Here is a 16,160-nt window from a genome sequence, read left to right on the forward strand (position 1 = left end):
AGAGATGACATCAGTTCAGCAATTACAAGGCGTTGGTGCTGCCGCAGCGACCCTTTTAGAAAAGCTTCATATTTTTAGCACGGATGACCTGTTGTTTCATCTTCCCCGTGACTATGAAGATCGTAGCACTATTATTCCAATGAATCAGCTGGTCGTTGGACGAAGTTATCTGCTTGAAGGTGAAGTACGCTCTGTCGATTTCCCGCCCGGAAAAAAGAAATCCCTGGCCGCCCTGGTTCAGGATGACTTTGGCAAGGTCACCTTACGTTTCTATCATATTTACAAAGGATTAACCGACCGTATCAAGATCGGGCAACGACTGCGTATTTTTGGTGAAGTACGTGTCGGTGCACGCGGACTGGAGTTATATCATCCTGAAATTCAGGTGATCCAGCAACATAGCCCTCTGCCTAAAACCCAGCTCACCGCCATCTATCCCAGTACCGAAGGCCTGACACAGCCCAAACTGCGTGAATATGTGCGGCAGGCATTAAAACATCATAGTGATGACTTGCCTGAACTCTTACCGGGCAAATACAGCAATGGCTATGAACTGAAACAGGCCTTGCATTACATCCATGAGCCGCCAATTGATGCCAATATGCTGCAGCTTAATCAAGGCTCTCATCCTGCACAGCAACGGCTGATCTTTGAAGAGCTGGTGGCACATCAGATCAGCCTGTTAACACGGCGCGCCTATATCCGCCAGATCACAGCCCCCCGTTTCAGTAGCAGCAAGGTCTTGGCCAAAAAGTTATTAGAAGGCCTGCCTTTTCAGATGACCAATGCGCAAAAACGTGTTTCCAAGGAAATCTTGCAGGACCTTAAACAGGATCAACCGATGCTACGTCTGGTTCAAGGCGATGTAGGTGCAGGTAAAACACTGGTAGCCGCTGTCGCAGCCTGTCATGCGCTGGAAGCGGACTGGCAGGTGGCACTGATGGCACCGACCGAGATTCTGGCCGAACAGCATTATTTAAACTTTAAGCGCTGGTTTGAGCCTTTGGGCATTCAGGTGGCCTGGCTGTCAGGCAAACAAAAAGGCAAAGCCAGAACACAGGCAGAGCAACAAATTAAGGAAGGTCATGCCCAGCTGATCGTGGGCACGCATGCCCTGTTTCAGGATACGGTTGGTTTCTCTAAATTAGGTCTGGTGATTATTGATGAGCAGCACCGTTTCGGAGTCGATCAACGCCTCGCCTTACGAAATAAAGGTGCAGACCAGTTCACCCCACATCAGCTGGTGATGACTGCCACCCCGATTCCACGTACTTTGGCCATGAGCGCCTATGGTGATCTGGATACCTCGATTATTGACGAGCTTCCTCCCGGACGTACCCCGATCCAGACCGTTACCATTCCTCTGGATCGACGTGAACAGGTGTTGCAACGGATTGCCAGCAATTGTCGTGAAGGCAAACAGGCCTATTGGGTCTGCACCCTGGTCGAGCAATCTGAAACACTGGATGCACAAGCTGCAGAAGCCACCTATCAGGAGATTAAGGAGCGTTTTCCAGACATCAACATCGGGCTGGTACACGGCAAGATGAAAGCCGATGAAAAACAGGCCGTCATGCAGGCCTTTAAGGACAATCAGTCACAACTGTTGATTGCCACCACGGTGATTGAAGTGGGGGTTGATGTTCCGAATGCTTCCATTATGGTGATTGAGAATGCTGAGCGTTTAGGCCTGTCACAGCTACATCAATTACGTGGTCGTGTAGGGCGTGGTGCTACAGCCAGTTTCTGTGCCCTGCTCTACAAAACACCATTATCACAAAATGGACAGGAACGGCTTTCGATTTTACGGGAAAGTAATGATGGCTTTGTGATTGCAGAAAAAGATCTGGAGATTCGCGGCCCCGGTGAATTACTCGGCACCAAGCAGACCGGTGATATGGGCTTTCGTGTGGCGCGTCTGGAGCGCGATGATCACCTGCTGACCCAGGCGCATTATGTTGCAGAGCAAATCCTGAAAGACTATCCACAGCATGCGGAAGGCCTGCTCAAACGCTGGTTACCGGAAGCCCCCAGATACGCCTATGTTTAAATTACTGGGCAGATCAGCACAGCAGCTGTTTGACTATTTTACCCCGTGCAGCCTGTGTGATATTGGCATGAAACGGCACTTTGGTGTCTGCCAAAGCTGCTGGCAACAGTTGCCCTGGTTAAAACAGTCGGTTGAGCGCAATCAGCAACAGATATTTGTGGCCTGCCATTATCAATATCCTGTTGACCGTATCATTCAGCAGTTCAAATACCAGCAGAAACTGCATCATCAACGCTTGTTGAATGGCTTGTTATTACAACTCAGGCTCCCGAAAGTTCATGCCATTGTGCCCATGCCCATTTCAACAGACCGTCTGGTTGAACGCGGTTTTAACCAGAGCCTGTTATTGGCACAAGCCTTGGGTAAACACTTAAATATTCCTGTCTGGCAACCGGTACAACGTTTGGCCCAGCATTCGCAAAAGGGCTTGTCCCGACTGGAACGGCTGGAACATATTGAACAGCAGTTTATTGCAGCCCCGCCCGACCCGATTCGTTATCGCCGGGTTCTGATTGTTGATGATGTGGTCACTACAGGCAGTTCGATTACGGCGTTATCGCATGTGCTGCAACAACTGGGCTGCCAGCAGGTCTATAGCCTGTGTCTGGCAGCTGCTCAGCTTCAAAAGGTTAATTCAAGGCATGCTGCTGACACCACGGAATCACCACTTCTTTAGTTAACGGTGCCAGCACCGTCGACTGGTCATCCAGATCAATCCATTTCATCTCGGCAATCTCAGCTGCAATCTGTGGCCTCTGTTTTAACTCGACCGCATATACATAGCTGACCAGCACATGGTCAGGTTCGTTCGCTGCCGCTGTTTTAAACTCTCCCACAAACTCGCGAAGCTCACACTCACACCCGATCTCCTCCAGAATTTCACGTTGAATGGCGATCTCGGGTGCCTCACCTGCTTCAAGCTTGCCTCCAACCTGCATAAAGGCTTGCGTATTTTGTTTGCGCACCAGCAGCAACTGGTTTTGCGCATTCAGGATAATGGCCGCAGCAACGGTAATGGTTTTCAAACTCATCTCCTCAGGCTTGTATCTCGTTGCTGGAGGTCCATTTCGGAACCACGGGCTGATAGGCCGAAAATGCAGCCAGTATTGCCTCCATATCTTGCGAGACAATCAGCTTTTCAACAAAACGGGCCTGAGTAAAGCCACGCCCTACAGAGCCTTGCAGCATTTTGATCAGGTCATCATAAAAACCGTCGACATTCAGAAAGCCGCACGGTTTCTGGTGAATGCCCAGCTGGCTCCAAGTCCACTGTTCAAAAATTTCTTCCAGCGTTCCAGCACCACCCGGCAATGCCACAAAAGCATCGGATAATTCGGCCATTTTGGTTTTACGCTCATGCATATTGTTCACCATATGCAACTCGGTCAGACCGGTATGGGCCAGCTCGCGATCAGCCAATGCATGAGGAATGACCCCGATCACCCGGCCACCGGCCTGTAATGCGCTGTCCGCAACCACTCCCATTAAACCAGAGCGGCCACCACCATAGACCAGCGTTTTGCCCTGTGCGGCAATGGTCTGCCCGGTCAATTGCGCCATTTGCTTGTAAACGGGATCATTCCCGAGAGAGGAACCACAGAAAACACATATAGAATTCATACAATTCAAACCGTTTTATCTAACTGTCATGCTGATAAAGTAGACTATGTAACAAGATTTTTAAAAAAATAACGTTTAGGCAAGTGTTTTTCGCTTCATCCTTGTCTAAAATACACGCTGCTTTTCGGTAAAAGCCCGAAAATTTCACATCGACTGCGCAAGGAAAAAAGACATGCTTGAAGCCTTTTATGCCACTGAGCGCGGTAGTCTAGAAGATGCAACAATCAACGGTAGTTTTGACCTTCATTCCGAACTGGTCTGGATCGATCTTATTGCCCCATCCCAAGAAGAACAACAATGGATACTGGATGCCTATAAGCGAAACCTGCCAACCTTAAAGTCACTTGAAGATATTTCCTCATCAGCGCGATTCTACCGTGATGATGACGGAATTTTGCATATCAGTACCTATTTTTTAACAAAGAATAAAAATTTTCAATCTGATCGCGAACAAGAAGATCTCGAGAATACGCTCGCAGCTACCGTACATACCGTCGCTTTTTTACTCGACAAAAAACAGCTGATTACGTTACGGGGCGAGAAGCTGGTTGCGTTCCGGGCCTTCCGGGCACGGGCTAGACGCAATGACTATACCATCGACTACAAAGACCCGGTATGGATTCTATTGGGACTGCTCGAATCCAAACTGGATGAACTTTCAGACATTCTGGAAGATACGCACAAATACCTGGAAGAATATTCAGCCGAGGTATTAAACGATCATCACCGTGAACAGATCCTTGATCTGGATGACATGATCACCCGGCTGGCGCATCAGGAAGACATGCTAGGAAAAGCCCAGCTGTGTCTGACAGACCTGCGCCGTGTCTTGTCTTTCCTGTCACGTCCACGTGCACTGGGCAGCCATATTTATGATGCAGACATCCGGGAAATGAGTGAAGATGTACGTTCCCTGCTTGAACACAACACCTTCCTGTTTCAAAAGCTGAAGTTCTTGCTGGATATTACCACCGGTTTTGCCAATACCGAAATGAATGAAACCTTCAAGCGCTTCTCGATTCTTCCAAGCATGCTTGCACCGCCAATGCTGGTGGCCAGTATCTACGGCATGAACACCGAAGTGCTGCCTTTTTCACACGGCAGTACCAGTTTCTGGATTGTGATTTCCCTAGTCCTCACCTTCCTGATTGGTCCGACAATTTATTTCCGCTGGAAAAAATGGATTTAATAAAAAAGCACCTTACGGTGCTTTTTTTATCTCTACACGATTAACTCAGATCAGTGTCAGGTCATCTTGTAAATGACAGGCCTGAATGATTTTCAGCATTTTTTCAGACACATTCTTAAAATGCAGGCCCCTGTTCTGTGGTGTTTGACGCAACCACTGCACCAGTACCGCCAGAGACAAGGTATTTCCCTGCTCAAGCTGTCCCAGATCTACAACCAGAGGAAAGTCCTTATGTTGCCGGATATGTTTTAGGCCAGCCTGATAGATCTGCTCTGCATTTGCAAAATCAATCGTTTTTGAAACGATCAGTTGCTGATCAATATACTGAATCACCCGTCACCTACTTATTTCTTGCTAACTGCTGCATCGGCATCAGGTTTAAAGGTCGCGATGGCCTTATTGATATCACCGCCATTGCGCTGAACGGTTGCCGCAAACTGGTTACGGAACTGCAAGCCAAGGTCAATGCCCGATACGTTGATGTTACGCACTTTCCACTGGTCGCCCTTGTCGGTTAACTGGAACGACACCGGAATTTTCTCACCATTGTGCAAGAAGTCCAGAGTCACCACCGGCGTCTTGCTGTTGGTCGACTTAAACGGACGCATGGTATAGCTTTCATTGGTATATTTTGCAAAAGCACCACCATAGTTCTCGATAATCACTTCACGGAAGTTTTTCTCAAACTGGGCACGTTGTGCAGCATTGGTATACTGGTTGTTGGCATAAGTCCCCAGGACGATACGTGTAAATGCCTGTGAATCGACATACGGGTCAAGATTCTGACGGATAATGGTACGTACCAGAGCCGGGTTATTCTGTAATTTCGGTTTTTCTGCCTTCAAACGTGTAATCAAGCCATCAGCCACACGTTTCACAAAATCAGGCGGGGTTTCTGTTGGTGCTGCAAATGCCGCACTTGCAAGCATTGTCGATAATACGCTTGCGGTTAGCGTTTGTTTCAATAATGTATTCACTTCAATCTCCTAACCTGAATTACTCAACAAAAGAAGGTTCTGCTTCAGCAGCAGGCTGCGAAGCCGGATTATCCGGGGTTGTTGAGCTTGATGTGGCTTTACCAGCACCACCAGTAATAAATTTACTGATCAAATCTTCTAAATCCATTGTACCTTGGGTATTTGAAACCACGTCACCCCGTTTTAAGTAGTTCACACCACCTCCCGGGACAACTTTCAAATATTTCTCACCCAACAGGCCATTGGTTGCTACCATTATATAAGCATCTTCATCCAGCGTGGTGATGGAGGACATGTTACTGATAAGTTGCTGTTCCATTTCTTTTTGTTTCGCAGCATTGGCCTGTTCATAATCAGAACTGTAGTGCAACTCTTCCAGCGCATTTTTTTGCACTTCTTTCAGCTGTTCCGGATTGAAACTGGTCAGCTTGCCATCCAGATCAAATTTCACTGTTGCCAGACGTGATACCGGGTCAAGTGTAATCGACTCTACACGGCCAATCGTCACACCACTCATGGTGACTTTGGCACGTGGTTTCAAACCGTTAACGTTATCAAACTGTGCTGTCATGCTATAGCTGTCACGCAGATTAGTACCGACCAAACCGCTGACTTTCATGGCAAGAAAAAACAGAGCAACACCGAAGATAATGACAAAAATACCTACGGCCAGCTCACTAGTACGTGATTTCATTAAATCCCTCCGAACATGACCGCAGTCAACACGAAATCAAAACCTAATACACAAAGTGAAGAATATACGACCGTTCTGGTCATCGAAGTCGCGATACCTTCCGGCGTTGGTTCACAGGCATAGCCCTGATATACCGCCACCCATGTACAAATCAATGCAAAGACAATGCTTTTGATAATAGTACCGTTAAAAATGTCATGCCAGAACTGCACGCTGCTTTGCATACCGCTCCAGAATGAACCTTCATCCGCACCCAAAAAGTCAACTCCCACCAGCTTACCGCCGATGATACCGATGGTTGCAAAAATGACCGTCAGCATCGGCAAGCTCACAATCCCGGCCCAGAGACGGGGAGCAACAATCTGGCGCAGTGGATCAACCCCGATCATTTCCATGCTGGCCAGCTGTTCACTTTGCTTCATGGAACCAATCTCTGCGGTCAATGCCGAACCTGCCCGCCCCGCAAAGAGCAATGCAGCCACGACAGAAGCCAGCTCACGCAGCAAGGTTAACGAGATCGCGGTGCCGAGCATGGCTTCACTTCCAAAAGTGACCAGAATGCTATACATCTGCAACCCCAGCACCGCACCAATGAACAGGCCTGAAACCGCAATAATCAGCAGCGACATCACCCCGACACGGTACATCTGGTAAACAAAGCGCCGAAATCCACCTTGTGATGGCATGGAAAATAAAACTTGCAGGAGCATCAATGCAGCAGCACCAATCCCCTTTATTCGCTCAATAACGAGTCTACCTAGCCAGGCAATCGTATTCATGGACGAACCTCGTTATCTAAATATGCTTGATGAGTAAATTGATATTCCACAGGCCCCTCAGCCGAACCTGTCAAAAACTGGCGTACAAAAGGTGAAGCATGTTGTTTTAATTGTTCAGGCGTCCCTTCACCCTGAATCTTGCCTTCGGCAACCACATAAATATAGTCGGCAATCGATAAGGTCTCAGCCACATCATGCGATACGATAATGGTGGTCAGATCCAAAGCTTCCCGCAAGGAACGGATCAGACGGGTTAATACCCCCATTACAATCGGGTCTTGTCCGGCAAAAGGTTCATCATACATGATCAGGTCAGGATCAAGCGCAATGGCACGGGCCAAAGCCACACGGCGGTTCATCCCTCCGGAAAGCTCGGTGGGCATCAATTGCTCGGCACCACGTAGACCAACCGACTCTAGCTTTAAGGCCACAAGCTCGGCAATCAGGTGCTCTGGTAACCTGGTATGGGCACGGATTGGAAAGGCTACATTTTCATAAACGGACATGTCCGTAAAAAGTGCACCACTCTGGAACAGCATGCCCATACGTGCACGTGCAGCAAACAGTTCCTGACGCGACATCGAGGCAATATTTTTACCATCGAGCAGAACCTCACCCTGATCCGGGCTTAACTGCCCGCCAATCAGGCGCAACAAGGTCGTCTTCCCGGTACCAGACGGCCCCATGATTGCAGTAATCTGACCACGACGTATTTTGAGACTGATATCGTCATAAATGACGCGTTCTCCCCGATTAAAGCTTAAGTTTTTAACTTCAATTAAGGCTTCTGCATCAAGAGGAGAGTGGTTATTCATAATGGCGTTCATTCCTGCACTTTTTATGCTCGCATACTATACACTGAAACGTTAAATTCCTGTTTTTATTTTCATGTATGGCGTAACTGGATGATTTAATTTATGTAGTTATTTTTAATCACGGTCTGGCTGGTCGCAGGCTGTGAATTTACATTGAAGGATTCAGAATTAATGGTATCGAACAACGCATAAGCAAAGAATAAACCATTACACAGCATTAAAATTACGAATAGGCATGGCAGTCCTTCACTACAGATGAAAGACCAGGCTTGAACCAAAAGACTTTTATTTTGCTTAACCCTATTCATTTCTTTTATAAAATTTGAATTAGTACACATTTTTTTAATTTTACATGACTAACCCGAAATAAAAAAGCCAGTTTTTCAACTGGCTTCTTGTTTTTATCGGTTTTTAACGATTAAAAATCGTTTTTACGACGACGGTCGCCACCGAAATGCTCTTCACGGGTACCACGTACCGGACGGTCTTCACCGCCAAATTTACGTTTTGGACGGTCATCGCCAAAACTGCGCTTTGGACGGTCATCACCGAAGCTGCGCTTGCGATCACCAAAACCGCCTTCGCGTTGTGGACGATCACCGAAATCACGTTTAGGACGGTCGCCGAAGCCACCTTCACGACGTGGTTTATAATCTACGCGGTTACCACGGTTGTCATCATTTGAGTCAAAACGCGGTTTATCGTTGAAGCCACCTTCACGGCGTGGGCGATCCGAATTGAACTCGCGACGCGGACGGTCTTCACCACCAAAACTACGCTTTGGACGGTCATCAAAACCGCCTTCACGACGTGGACGATCCGAATTAAACTCGCGACGTGGACGGTCTTCAAAACCACCTTCACGGCGTGGACGATCTGAATTGAACTCACGACGTGGACGGTCAGAGTTGAATTCACGACGTGGACGATCTTCGCCACCAAATGCCGGACGCTCACCACGTGGCTTGTCATCAAAGCTACGACGTGGACGGTCATCACCGCCTTCACGACGTTTGAAGTTACCTTCACCTTCAAAGCGACGACCACCGCCAAAACCGCCACGACCACGGCCGTCACGACCACCGCGACCACGACCACCACCATCACGACCTGAACGTGCAGGAGGTGGAGATGGTTCTAAACCTTCGATTTCAGATACATTTAAACGTGCATCTAAATAATCTTCCAAAGCACGGATTTTGCCACGCTCACGGTAAGTCGCCAATGTTACTGCCTGACCGGTACGGCCTGCACGACCGGTACGGCCAATACGGTGTACATAGTCTTCATTCTTCATCGGTAAACCGAAGTTAATCACGTGAGAAATGGTTGGTACATCTAAACCACGTGCTGCAACATCGGTTGCAACCAGGATTTTTGCACGGCCTTCACGAATGCTACGTAAACGGCGGTTACGAACGGTTTGTGGCATCGCACCATGGAGTGCAACCACAGAGTGACCCGCTTCAGCCAGTTCTTCAGCCAGCATATCGGTATCTTCTTGGGTGCTTGCAAATACAACCGCTTGATCTACCGACTCGTCAGATAGCCAGTGCGTCAATAATTTTTTCTTGTGCTCGAAACCGTCAGTCCAATGTAATGTTTGAGTTACATCAGTGTTGGTACTGTGACCAGTTTCAATGGCAATACGTTGCGGATCATTCATCATGCTTTCAGCAAGACGGATAATACGGTCTGCAAACGTTGCAGAGAACATCAGGGTTTGGTTACGGTTTGCAGCCAATTCACCAATCGCTTCCAGATCTTCAGCAAAGCCAAGATCAAGCATGCGGTCAGCTTCGTCAACAATCAGAGATTCAACTTTATCAAGTTTTAATTGACGACGGTTTACCAGGTCAAGTAAACGCCCTGGTGTTGCAACCACAACCTGTGCGCCTTTCAACTGCTGGATTTGCTTACCAAAAGGCATACCGCCCATAATTGCAGCAATACGGACACCTTTCATGTGACGTACAAATGCAATCGCGTCCTGGCTCACCTGTTGAGCCAATTCACGTGTAGGCGAAATCACCAAAATGGTTGGCTGGGTTACTGCTTTCATGCGCTCTTTAAATGGCACAAAAGTTTCCTGACCCGCTAAGGCATTTAATGTTGGAAGTAAGAATGCTGCAGTTTTACCAGAACCGGTCTGGCTTGAAACTAATAAGTCTTTTCCTTCTAAAGCAGCTGGAATCGCTTGTTCTTGCACAGGAGTTGGTGTAGTAAAACCTAAACCTTCTAGGGCTTGTTGTAAGGTTTCGTGCAAAGAAAATTCGGCAAAAGTTTTGCTCATAGAGAGTTTCACCCTGAAGGGTGCTCCATTTTAATAAATACAAAAATAGACATCGGCAACAAGCGGCAAAGCGACTCAAGCTGAAAATAAATGAAATTCAGCGGCGATCCGAATAACGACGATGTGGACTAAACGCACGCTTGATTACTGCCTCAACCTGAAGAATCGCTAAGCGATTTGGGCGCAAGATGTGGTCCTCTCTATGGACAGCGTGCGCTAATATGAATAGAACTGAATGTTCAGGTAATGAACTGGAATTTAAGTGCGTGGGCGGATTATAGCAGAAAGTTTAAGAAAGTCACGTTTTTTTAGAAAATACTCGGCCTGACGGCCACAAATAAATAATACATTTCCATTAAATATCCAATTATCCTGATTGACAACAACAGATTATTTTAACTTAGACATGAAAAACCAGATACAAAATAATTCTATGCTCATCAGGTTTTTAGCAGCTTTATGGCTCTTTGGCTGCCTGCATATTATTTATCAGGGACAGCAAGAAAATCCCTATCCATTCATTCGTACTGCTGAATACGTCTTTGAGTATCCGGTTAAAGGGGTCGTGTTAACCTGTATTCTTTTTTCAATTTATTTTATGGTCCGTGGCCTCGCAATCCAGCTCGGAGCCGAACAGACATCCCCCATCCTGGCCTATACCGTCTATAGCCTGATTGTGCTTGGACAGTTGCTGATTGCACTTTTCGGGTCAATGCATGCCCCGCCATATTGGGCTGCCTATTTAATCAATACGGTTATTCTGCTTTTATGTCAGCTATTTATTATTCCTGCTCTATTGCATTAAAAAAAGAGTAGCTAGTTGCTACTCTTTTTTTAATCTACAAATTATTTTGCAGCATCGCCCCAGGCTGGAACAACGGCTTGCATCAATGGTTTTAACATCTTCAATGAACACGCAAGCACCTGACCATTGTCAAATGATTCATTGCCACCACGTGCATCAACAACCACACCGCCCGCTTCTTTCACGATCAACTCACCCGCAGCGATATCCCACGGTTTTAAGCCAAGCTCGAAGAAACCATCAAAACGACCCGCAGCAACATAGGCCAGGTCTAAAGCAGCCGAGCCGCCACGACGGATTTGCGCGCCAGATTTGGTCACTGCCAATAATGAAGCAAAATGTTGCTCTGCATAAGAAACGATTTCACCATTACGCTTGGCACGGTACGGATGACCGACTGCAAGGAAAGTATTTTCAAGGTTTTCTTTTACATTGACACGGATACGGCGCTGGTTCATCACTGCACCACGACCACGGCTGGCAGAGAATAGCTCATCACGTACCGGATCATAGATCACACCGTGTTGAGTCACACCTTTATGTTGTACTGCAATCGAAATACAGAAATGCGGGAAACCGTTGATAAAGTTTTGTGTGCCGTCTAGAGGATCAATCACCCAGCACCAGTCTGCATCATGACCTTTACCTTCTTGCAGACCAAACTCTTCACCAAGGAAGCTGTGGTTTTTATAGCTTTTGCGAAGTGTATCAATTGTAAGCTGTTCCAAGTAACGATCAACGCGTGTTACCGGACCATCAATGCCTTTTTCTTCAACTTGTAAATCGAGTTTATGACGATTTTGATGTGCCTTTAAAAGCTCTTGACCAACTGTTTGAGCCGCACGCGCAGCCATAACCACCATAGGTTCCATTGTGAACACCCACTACAAATTTGAAGATTTTGACAAAGAATAATGCATAAAAGCGCGTATATTCTAGCAAATATAAGCGCTTTTAGGGGAAAAATGTTGCGAAAAATTATTTTCGCTTTTACATGGACTTATTAAATTACAACCAGGCTTGCTCAATTGAAGCCAAGATGCCTTGAGCATCCAGACCACAATCTTGCAGCATTTGCTGATGCGTCGCCTGATGCAGGAAGCTATCTGGCAAACCCAGATTCAGGATCGGTTTGACAATCTTGGCATGTGCCATGAATTCATTCACTGCACTGCCTGCACCAGCCATTACGGCATGCTCTTCAACCGTTACAAACAACTGGGTAGTTGCAGCCAGGTCACGAATCATCTGCTCGTCCAGTGGCTTCACAAAACGCATATTCACAACCCGCACGCCAATCGCATGTTTCTGTGCAAACTGTTGTGCAGCTTCAACCGATGGTGCAACGCGACTACCAAATGCCAGAATACTGATGTACTGTTCAGCATCAGCATTAAATTCGGCCACGATTTCCGACTTGCCAATTGGCAAAGCAGTCATCTGCTGTTGAATCTCAACGCCCGTACCAGCACCACGCGGATAACGTACCGCAGTTGGGCCTTCATAGAGGTAAGCGGTATGTAACATCTGACGACATTCATTTTCATCTTTCGGTGCCATGATGACCATATTCGGTACAGTACGCATATAAGCGTAATCGTATGCACCTGCATGAGTGGGTCCATCTTCTCCCACCAGACCGGCACGGTCTATCCCGAAAGTAACATCCAGATTTTGCAAGGCAACATCATGGATCAACTGGTCATAACCACGTTGCAGGAATGTCGAATAAATCGCGACAACCGGTTTCAAGCCTTCACAGGCCATACCGGCAGCCAAGGTCACTGCATGTTGCTCGGCAATCGCTACATCAAAGAAACGTTCAGGATATTGCTGGGCAAATTTCACCATGCCTGAGCCTTCACACATGGCCGGTGTAATAGCGAGCAGGCGCTCATCTTGTGCAGCTTCATCACATAGCCATTGTCCAAATACATCAGAGTATTTAGGTGGTGCTTTTTTTACCGGTGCAGCAGCTGCAGGCGCAATTTTGGTAATGGCATGATAGGTAATCGGATCGGCTTCTGCTGGCGCAAAACCTTTCCCTTTTTTGGTATAGACATGAACCAGACGTGGCCCCTTGCGCTTTTTCAGCGCATGGAAAACCTGTGCCAGCTGTTCCACATCATGGCCGTCAAACGGGCCAAAATAATCAAAACCAATCGCTTTAAATAAATTATCAGCGGCATCGGTTGCCGATTGGTGTAACCGTGAATTATAGGTCCACTTCGGATGAGGCTGAACATAGGCTTCACCCTGCTCATTTACATTGACCAGCTGTCCCGTTTCCCAGATAGCGGCCAGATGTTTGGCAAAACCACCGGTACTGCACGAGATCGACATATCATTGTCATTTAGAACCACGATCAGGTCGGCATCATGCGCCACGGCATCATTCATGGCTTCAAAGGCCATGCCCGCCGTCATGGCACCATCACCCACAATGGCAACCACATCACAAGGATCTTTCTGATAACGGCGTGCCAGTGACATCCCCAAAGCGGCTGAAATGGCTGTGGAAGAATGGCCGACCCCGAAGGTATCAAATTCAGATTCATCACGTGCCGGGAATGCTGCCAGACCATCTTTACTACGAATGGTGGTAATACGGTCACGGCGGCCGGTCAGGACCTTGTGCGGATAAGCCTGATGGCCAACATCCCAGACCAGACGATCGTCCGGTGTATTAAAGCAATAGTGCAAAGCAACCGTGAGCTCAACCACTCCCAGATTTGCGCCAAAGTGTCCACCACTTTGCCCTGCTGCATACAAAATATATTGACGCAACTCATCCGCCACTTGTGCGAGTTGGCTTTGCGCGAGCTGACGTAATTGTTGTGGATGATCAATTCCATCTAACAATGGCGTAACAGGACGTTGAGTTGGAATTTCGGTATACAACATAATGTGGCAAAGCCTTTTTAAGCCTGGCAAATCCGAAGCTGGGTTAAATGGGGGCAATCATACAATTAAATACGATCTACCTTCAATCAGCCACATGTGCGAATGATGTAGTGCTGAACATTCTCAAGCCAATTCAAGAGAGTGACTCACAGATTATCCTGAATTATGTCACTGTTTATCAACCATTATTATATGCTTTATACGAAAAAGAAAAACTTATGAGAAAAATCAGAATTTCCAATTCACGCAATCTGGATACATTAAGCTATACTCAAACTGTTTTTTATGATCATAGTGAGTTTTCTGTGCCGATTGAATTTATTGCAACATCAAAGCTACCAACCGCTTTTGGTGACTTCAATATTTCCGTGTTCCAAGACCCTGAAACGGGTGAAGAACATGTGGCGCTTTCTAAAGGTTTAGAAACTGCTCCAGATAAGCCTGTACTTGTACGAATCCATTCGGAATGCCTGACCGGTGATGCATTTGCTTCGCTGAAATGTGACTGCGGGCCACAGTTACAGGCCACCCAGCGCCTGATTAATGAAGCGGGTCAAGGCGTGATTTTATATTTGCGTCAGGAAGGCCGTGGTATTGGCTTGACCAACAAGATCCGTGCCTATGCCTTGCAAGATCAGGGACATGATACCGTAGATGCAAACCTGCTATTAAACCTGCCTGCCGATGCCCGTCGCTACGATATGTGCAGCATCATGCTGGACCATCTGCAAGTCAAGGAAGTGAAACTGGTGACCAACAACCCGCTCAAGCTCAAAGCATTGACCGATCTGGGGATTAATGTGGTGGAACGTGTTCCGCTTACGGTAGGCCGCAATCCGTTCAATGAGCAATATTTAAAGACTAAACGTGAGCGTATGGATCATCTGTATAAAAAAGATGACTTCTGATTCACCCTATAAAACAGTTAGAAATAAGCCAGTTAAGGGATTTTTAGATAAAAACTTAAAAATCCCTTACTTTTTTTATGGGTTTTATGTTTTGATATAAGCATTCCCTGGATCACTTTAAGAGGATCATCATGCAGCATCCAGCTTCAGCTGATATTCAACGTGTTCGCGAGTTTTTACTCGATCTACAGGCACGCATTTGTGCAGGACTAGAGCAACAGGAACGTGCTGGCGGCGGTACCGCTGAGTTTATCATTGATGATTGGCAACGAAGCGAAGGCGGTGGCGGTCGCTCACGGGTTTTGCAAAATGGTGAAGTCATTGAAAAAGGTGGGGTGATGTTCTCCCACATCAATATCAGTAAACTCCCCGCCTCTGCCACTGAACGTCATCCGCAAATTGCAGGCGCGAAAGCACAGGCATTGGGTGTATCATTGGTGATTCACCCGAAAAACCCAAATATTCCGACCTCTCATGCCAATGTCCGTTTATTTGTCGCTGAGCCTGAAGGACATGATCCGGTATGGTGGTTTGGTGGCGGTTTTGACTTAACCCCCTTCTATCCAGATGATGAAGATATCCGGAACTGGCACCAGAAAGCCTATGACCTGTGCCAGCCTTTTGGCGAACATGTCTATGCCGAGCATAAACAATGGTGCGATGATTATTTCTATTTAAAACACCGTGATGAACAGCGCGGTGTTGGCGGTTTATTCTTTGATGATTTGAACCAGTGGGATTTTGAGACCTGCTTTAAATATATGCAGGCCGTGGGTAATGGTTATTTAGACGCGATCTTGCCGATTTTTGAAAAGCATCGTGAACAGCCTTATACCGAAGCACAGCGTGAGTTCCAGTTATATCGTCGTGGCCGTTATGTCGAATATAACCTGGTCTATGACCGTGGTACCTTGTTTGGTCTACAGACCGGTGGCCGGATTGAATCAATTCTGGTGAGCTTGCCTAATCTGGCGGGTTGGTCATATCGACCTGAATGGGATGCAGATTCGGCAGAAAAACGTCTTACCGATTATTATCTGAAACCAAGAGACTGGCTGGGACTAAATCCATAAATGAAATGACTCATCCCTGACATATAGCTCAGGGATGAATTATTTTGCAGATT

Annotated in this window: 16 protein-coding genes; 6 read left to right on the plus strand and 10 right to left on the minus strand. The window is 47.0% G+C overall.

The features are described from left to right. Positions 1-4 precede the first annotated feature (4 nt). Both recG and OC23_RS16745 read left to right on the plus strand, forming a co-directional pair. Positions 5-2,050 carry an ATP-dependent DNA helicase RecG gene (gene recG, locus OC23_RS16740; protein WP_038346110.1) on the plus strand — a complete coding sequence of 682 codons (2,046 nt, stop codon included), beginning with the start codon at positions 5-7 and terminating at the stop codon, positions 2,048-2,050. Beyond that, positions 2,043-2,726 (plus strand): ComF family protein, encoded by a 684-nt coding sequence (locus OC23_RS16745; protein ID WP_038346111.1) that lies wholly within the window; start codon positions 2,043-2,045, stop codon positions 2,724-2,726. The genes recG and OC23_RS16745 overlap by 8 nt, the downstream gene beginning before the upstream one ends. Here the strand turns inward: OC23_RS16745 and OC23_RS16750 are convergent. Then, positions 2,680-3,075 (minus strand): NUDIX hydrolase, encoded by a 396-nt coding sequence (locus OC23_RS16750; protein ID WP_171194819.1) that lies wholly within the window; start codon positions 3,073-3,075, stop codon positions 2,680-2,682. The two genes, OC23_RS16745 and OC23_RS16750, sit on opposite strands and share 47 nt — an antisense overlap. A 10-nt stretch (positions 3,076-3,085) precedes the next feature. Continuing rightward, a complete protein-coding gene (locus OC23_RS16755) occupies positions 3,086-3,670 on the minus strand; it encodes a TIGR00730 family Rossman fold protein (protein ID WP_038346114.1) in 585 nt (194 codons plus the stop codon). 172 nt (positions 3,671-3,842) lie between these two features. On the opposite strand from OC23_RS16755, the gene OC23_RS16760 reads away from it, so the two are divergent. Further along, positions 3,843-4,859 carry a CorA family divalent cation transporter gene (locus OC23_RS16760; protein ID WP_038346115.1) on the plus strand — a complete coding sequence of 339 codons (1,017 nt, stop codon included), beginning with the start codon at positions 3,843-3,845 and terminating at the stop codon, positions 4,857-4,859. A gap of 45 nt (positions 4,860-4,904) precedes the next feature. Here the strand turns inward: OC23_RS16760 and OC23_RS16765 are convergent, their stop codons facing one another. The 6 genes from OC23_RS16765 to OC23_RS16795 all read right to left on the minus strand — a co-directional run bounded on the left by OC23_RS16765 (position 4,905) and on the right by OC23_RS16795 (position 10,417). Then, complete coding sequence (locus tag OC23_RS16765; protein WP_038346116.1) at positions 4,905-5,192, minus strand: lipid asymmetry maintenance protein MlaB; 288 nt, start codon at positions 5,190-5,192, stop codon at positions 4,905-4,907. 11 nt (positions 5,193-5,203) lie between these two features. Continuing rightward, complete coding sequence (locus OC23_RS16770; RefSeq protein WP_038346117.1) at positions 5,204-5,836, minus strand: phospholipid-binding protein MlaC; 633 nt, start codon at positions 5,834-5,836, stop codon at positions 5,204-5,206. Between the two features lie 19 nt (positions 5,837-5,855). After that, entirely contained in the window at positions 5,856-6,530 is a 675-nt protein-coding gene (locus OC23_RS16775; protein WP_038346118.1) for an outer membrane lipid asymmetry maintenance protein MlaD, read from the minus strand. Then, positions 6,530-7,309 carry a lipid asymmetry maintenance ABC transporter permease subunit MlaE gene (gene mlaE, locus OC23_RS16780; RefSeq protein ID WP_038346119.1) on the minus strand — a complete coding sequence of 260 codons (780 nt, stop codon included), beginning with the start codon at positions 7,307-7,309 and terminating at the stop codon, positions 6,530-6,532. The genes OC23_RS16775 and mlaE overlap by 1 nt, the downstream gene beginning before the upstream one ends. Beyond that, a complete protein-coding gene (locus OC23_RS16785) occupies positions 7,306-8,124 on the minus strand; it encodes an ABC transporter ATP-binding protein (RefSeq protein WP_038346120.1) in 819 nt (272 codons plus the stop codon). Before OC23_RS16785 ends, mlaE begins: the two co-directional genes overlap by 4 nt. 418 nt (positions 8,125-8,542) lie before the next feature. Further along, on the minus strand, positions 8,543-10,417 hold the full coding sequence (locus OC23_RS16795; RefSeq protein ID WP_038346123.1) for a DEAD/DEAH box helicase: 1,875 nt from the start codon (positions 10,415-10,417) through the stop codon (positions 8,543-8,545). 433 nt (positions 10,418-10,850) lie between these two features. Between OC23_RS16795 and OC23_RS16800 the strand changes: the two genes are divergently transcribed. Next, positions 10,851-11,222, plus strand: coding sequence for a hypothetical protein (locus OC23_RS16800; protein WP_227505573.1), 372 nt, complete (start codon positions 10,851-10,853; stop codon positions 11,220-11,222). Positions 11,223-11,263: 41 nt separating this feature from the next. On the opposite strand, the gene OC23_RS16805 is transcribed toward OC23_RS16800, so the two are convergent. Both OC23_RS16805 and dxs read right to left on the minus strand, forming a co-directional pair. Then, positions 11,264-12,094: an inositol monophosphatase family protein gene (locus tag OC23_RS16805; RefSeq protein WP_038346127.1), complete on the minus strand. Its 831-nt coding sequence runs from the start codon at positions 12,092-12,094 to the stop codon at positions 11,264-11,266. Between the two features lie 136 nt (positions 12,095-12,230). Then, positions 12,231-14,126 (minus strand): 1-deoxy-D-xylulose-5-phosphate synthase, encoded by a 1,896-nt coding sequence (gene dxs, locus OC23_RS16810; protein WP_038346129.1) that lies wholly within the window; start codon positions 14,124-14,126, stop codon positions 12,231-12,233. A 305-nt stretch (positions 14,127-14,431) separates the two neighbouring features. On the opposite strand from dxs, the gene ribA reads away from it, so the two are divergent. Both ribA and hemF read left to right on the plus strand, forming a co-directional pair. Continuing rightward, positions 14,432-15,034, plus strand: coding sequence for a GTP cyclohydrolase II (gene ribA, locus OC23_RS16815; RefSeq protein ID WP_038346448.1), 603 nt, complete (start codon positions 14,432-14,434; stop codon positions 15,032-15,034). Between the two features lie 131 nt (positions 15,035-15,165). Then, complete coding sequence (hemF, locus tag OC23_RS16820; protein WP_038346130.1) at positions 15,166-16,107, plus strand: oxygen-dependent coproporphyrinogen oxidase; 942 nt, start codon at positions 15,166-15,168, stop codon at positions 16,105-16,107. The last annotated feature ends 53 nt before the right edge of the window (positions 16,108-16,160 follow it).

The sequence above is a fragment of the Acinetobacter sp. A47 genome (genome assembly GCF_000805455.1).
Classification (GTDB): Bacteria; Pseudomonadota; Gammaproteobacteria; order Pseudomonadales; family Moraxellaceae; genus Acinetobacter.

Bases quoted from the DNA above. Each gene is read 5' to 3' on its own strand.
- mlaE (WP_038346119.1), bottom strand. From the start codon at position 7,309: ATGAATACGATTGCCTGGCTAGGTAGACTCGTTATTGAGCGAATAAAG.
- hemF (WP_038346130.1), top strand. From the start codon at position 15,166: ATGCAGCATCCAGCTTCAGCTGATATTCAACGTGTTCGCGAGTTTTTA.
- OC23_RS16785 (WP_038346120.1), bottom strand. From the start codon at position 8,124: ATGAATAACCACTCTCCTCTTGATGCAGAAGCCTTAATTGAAGTTAAA.
- OC23_RS16760 (WP_038346115.1), top strand. From the start codon at position 3,843: ATGCTTGAAGCCTTTTATGCCACTGAGCGCGGTAGTCTAGAAGATGCA.
- OC23_RS16775 (WP_038346118.1), bottom strand. From the start codon at position 6,530: ATGAAATCACGTACTAGTGAGCTGGCCGTAGGTATTTTTGTCATTATC.
- dxs (WP_038346129.1), bottom strand. From the start codon at position 14,126: ATGTTGTATACCGAAATTCCAACTCAACGTCCTGTTACGCCATTGTTA.
- OC23_RS16800 (WP_227505573.1), top strand. From the start codon at position 10,851: ATGCTCATCAGGTTTTTAGCAGCTTTATGGCTCTTTGGCTGCCTGCAT.
- OC23_RS16795 (WP_038346123.1), bottom strand. From the start codon at position 10,417: ATGAGCAAAACTTTTGCCGAATTTTCTTTGCACGAAACCTTACAACAA.
- OC23_RS16755 (WP_038346114.1), bottom strand. From the start codon at position 3,670: ATGAATTCTATATGTGTTTTCTGTGGTTCCTCTCTCGGGAATGATCCC.
- recG (WP_038346110.1), top strand. From the start codon at position 5: ATGACATCAGTTCAGCAATTACAAGGCGTTGGTGCTGCCGCAGCGACC.
- OC23_RS16805 (WP_038346127.1), bottom strand. From the start codon at position 12,094: ATGGAACCTATGGTGGTTATGGCTGCGCGTGCGGCTCAAACAGTTGGT.
- OC23_RS16745 (WP_038346111.1), top strand. From the start codon at position 2,043: ATGTTTAAATTACTGGGCAGATCAGCACAGCAGCTGTTTGACTATTTT.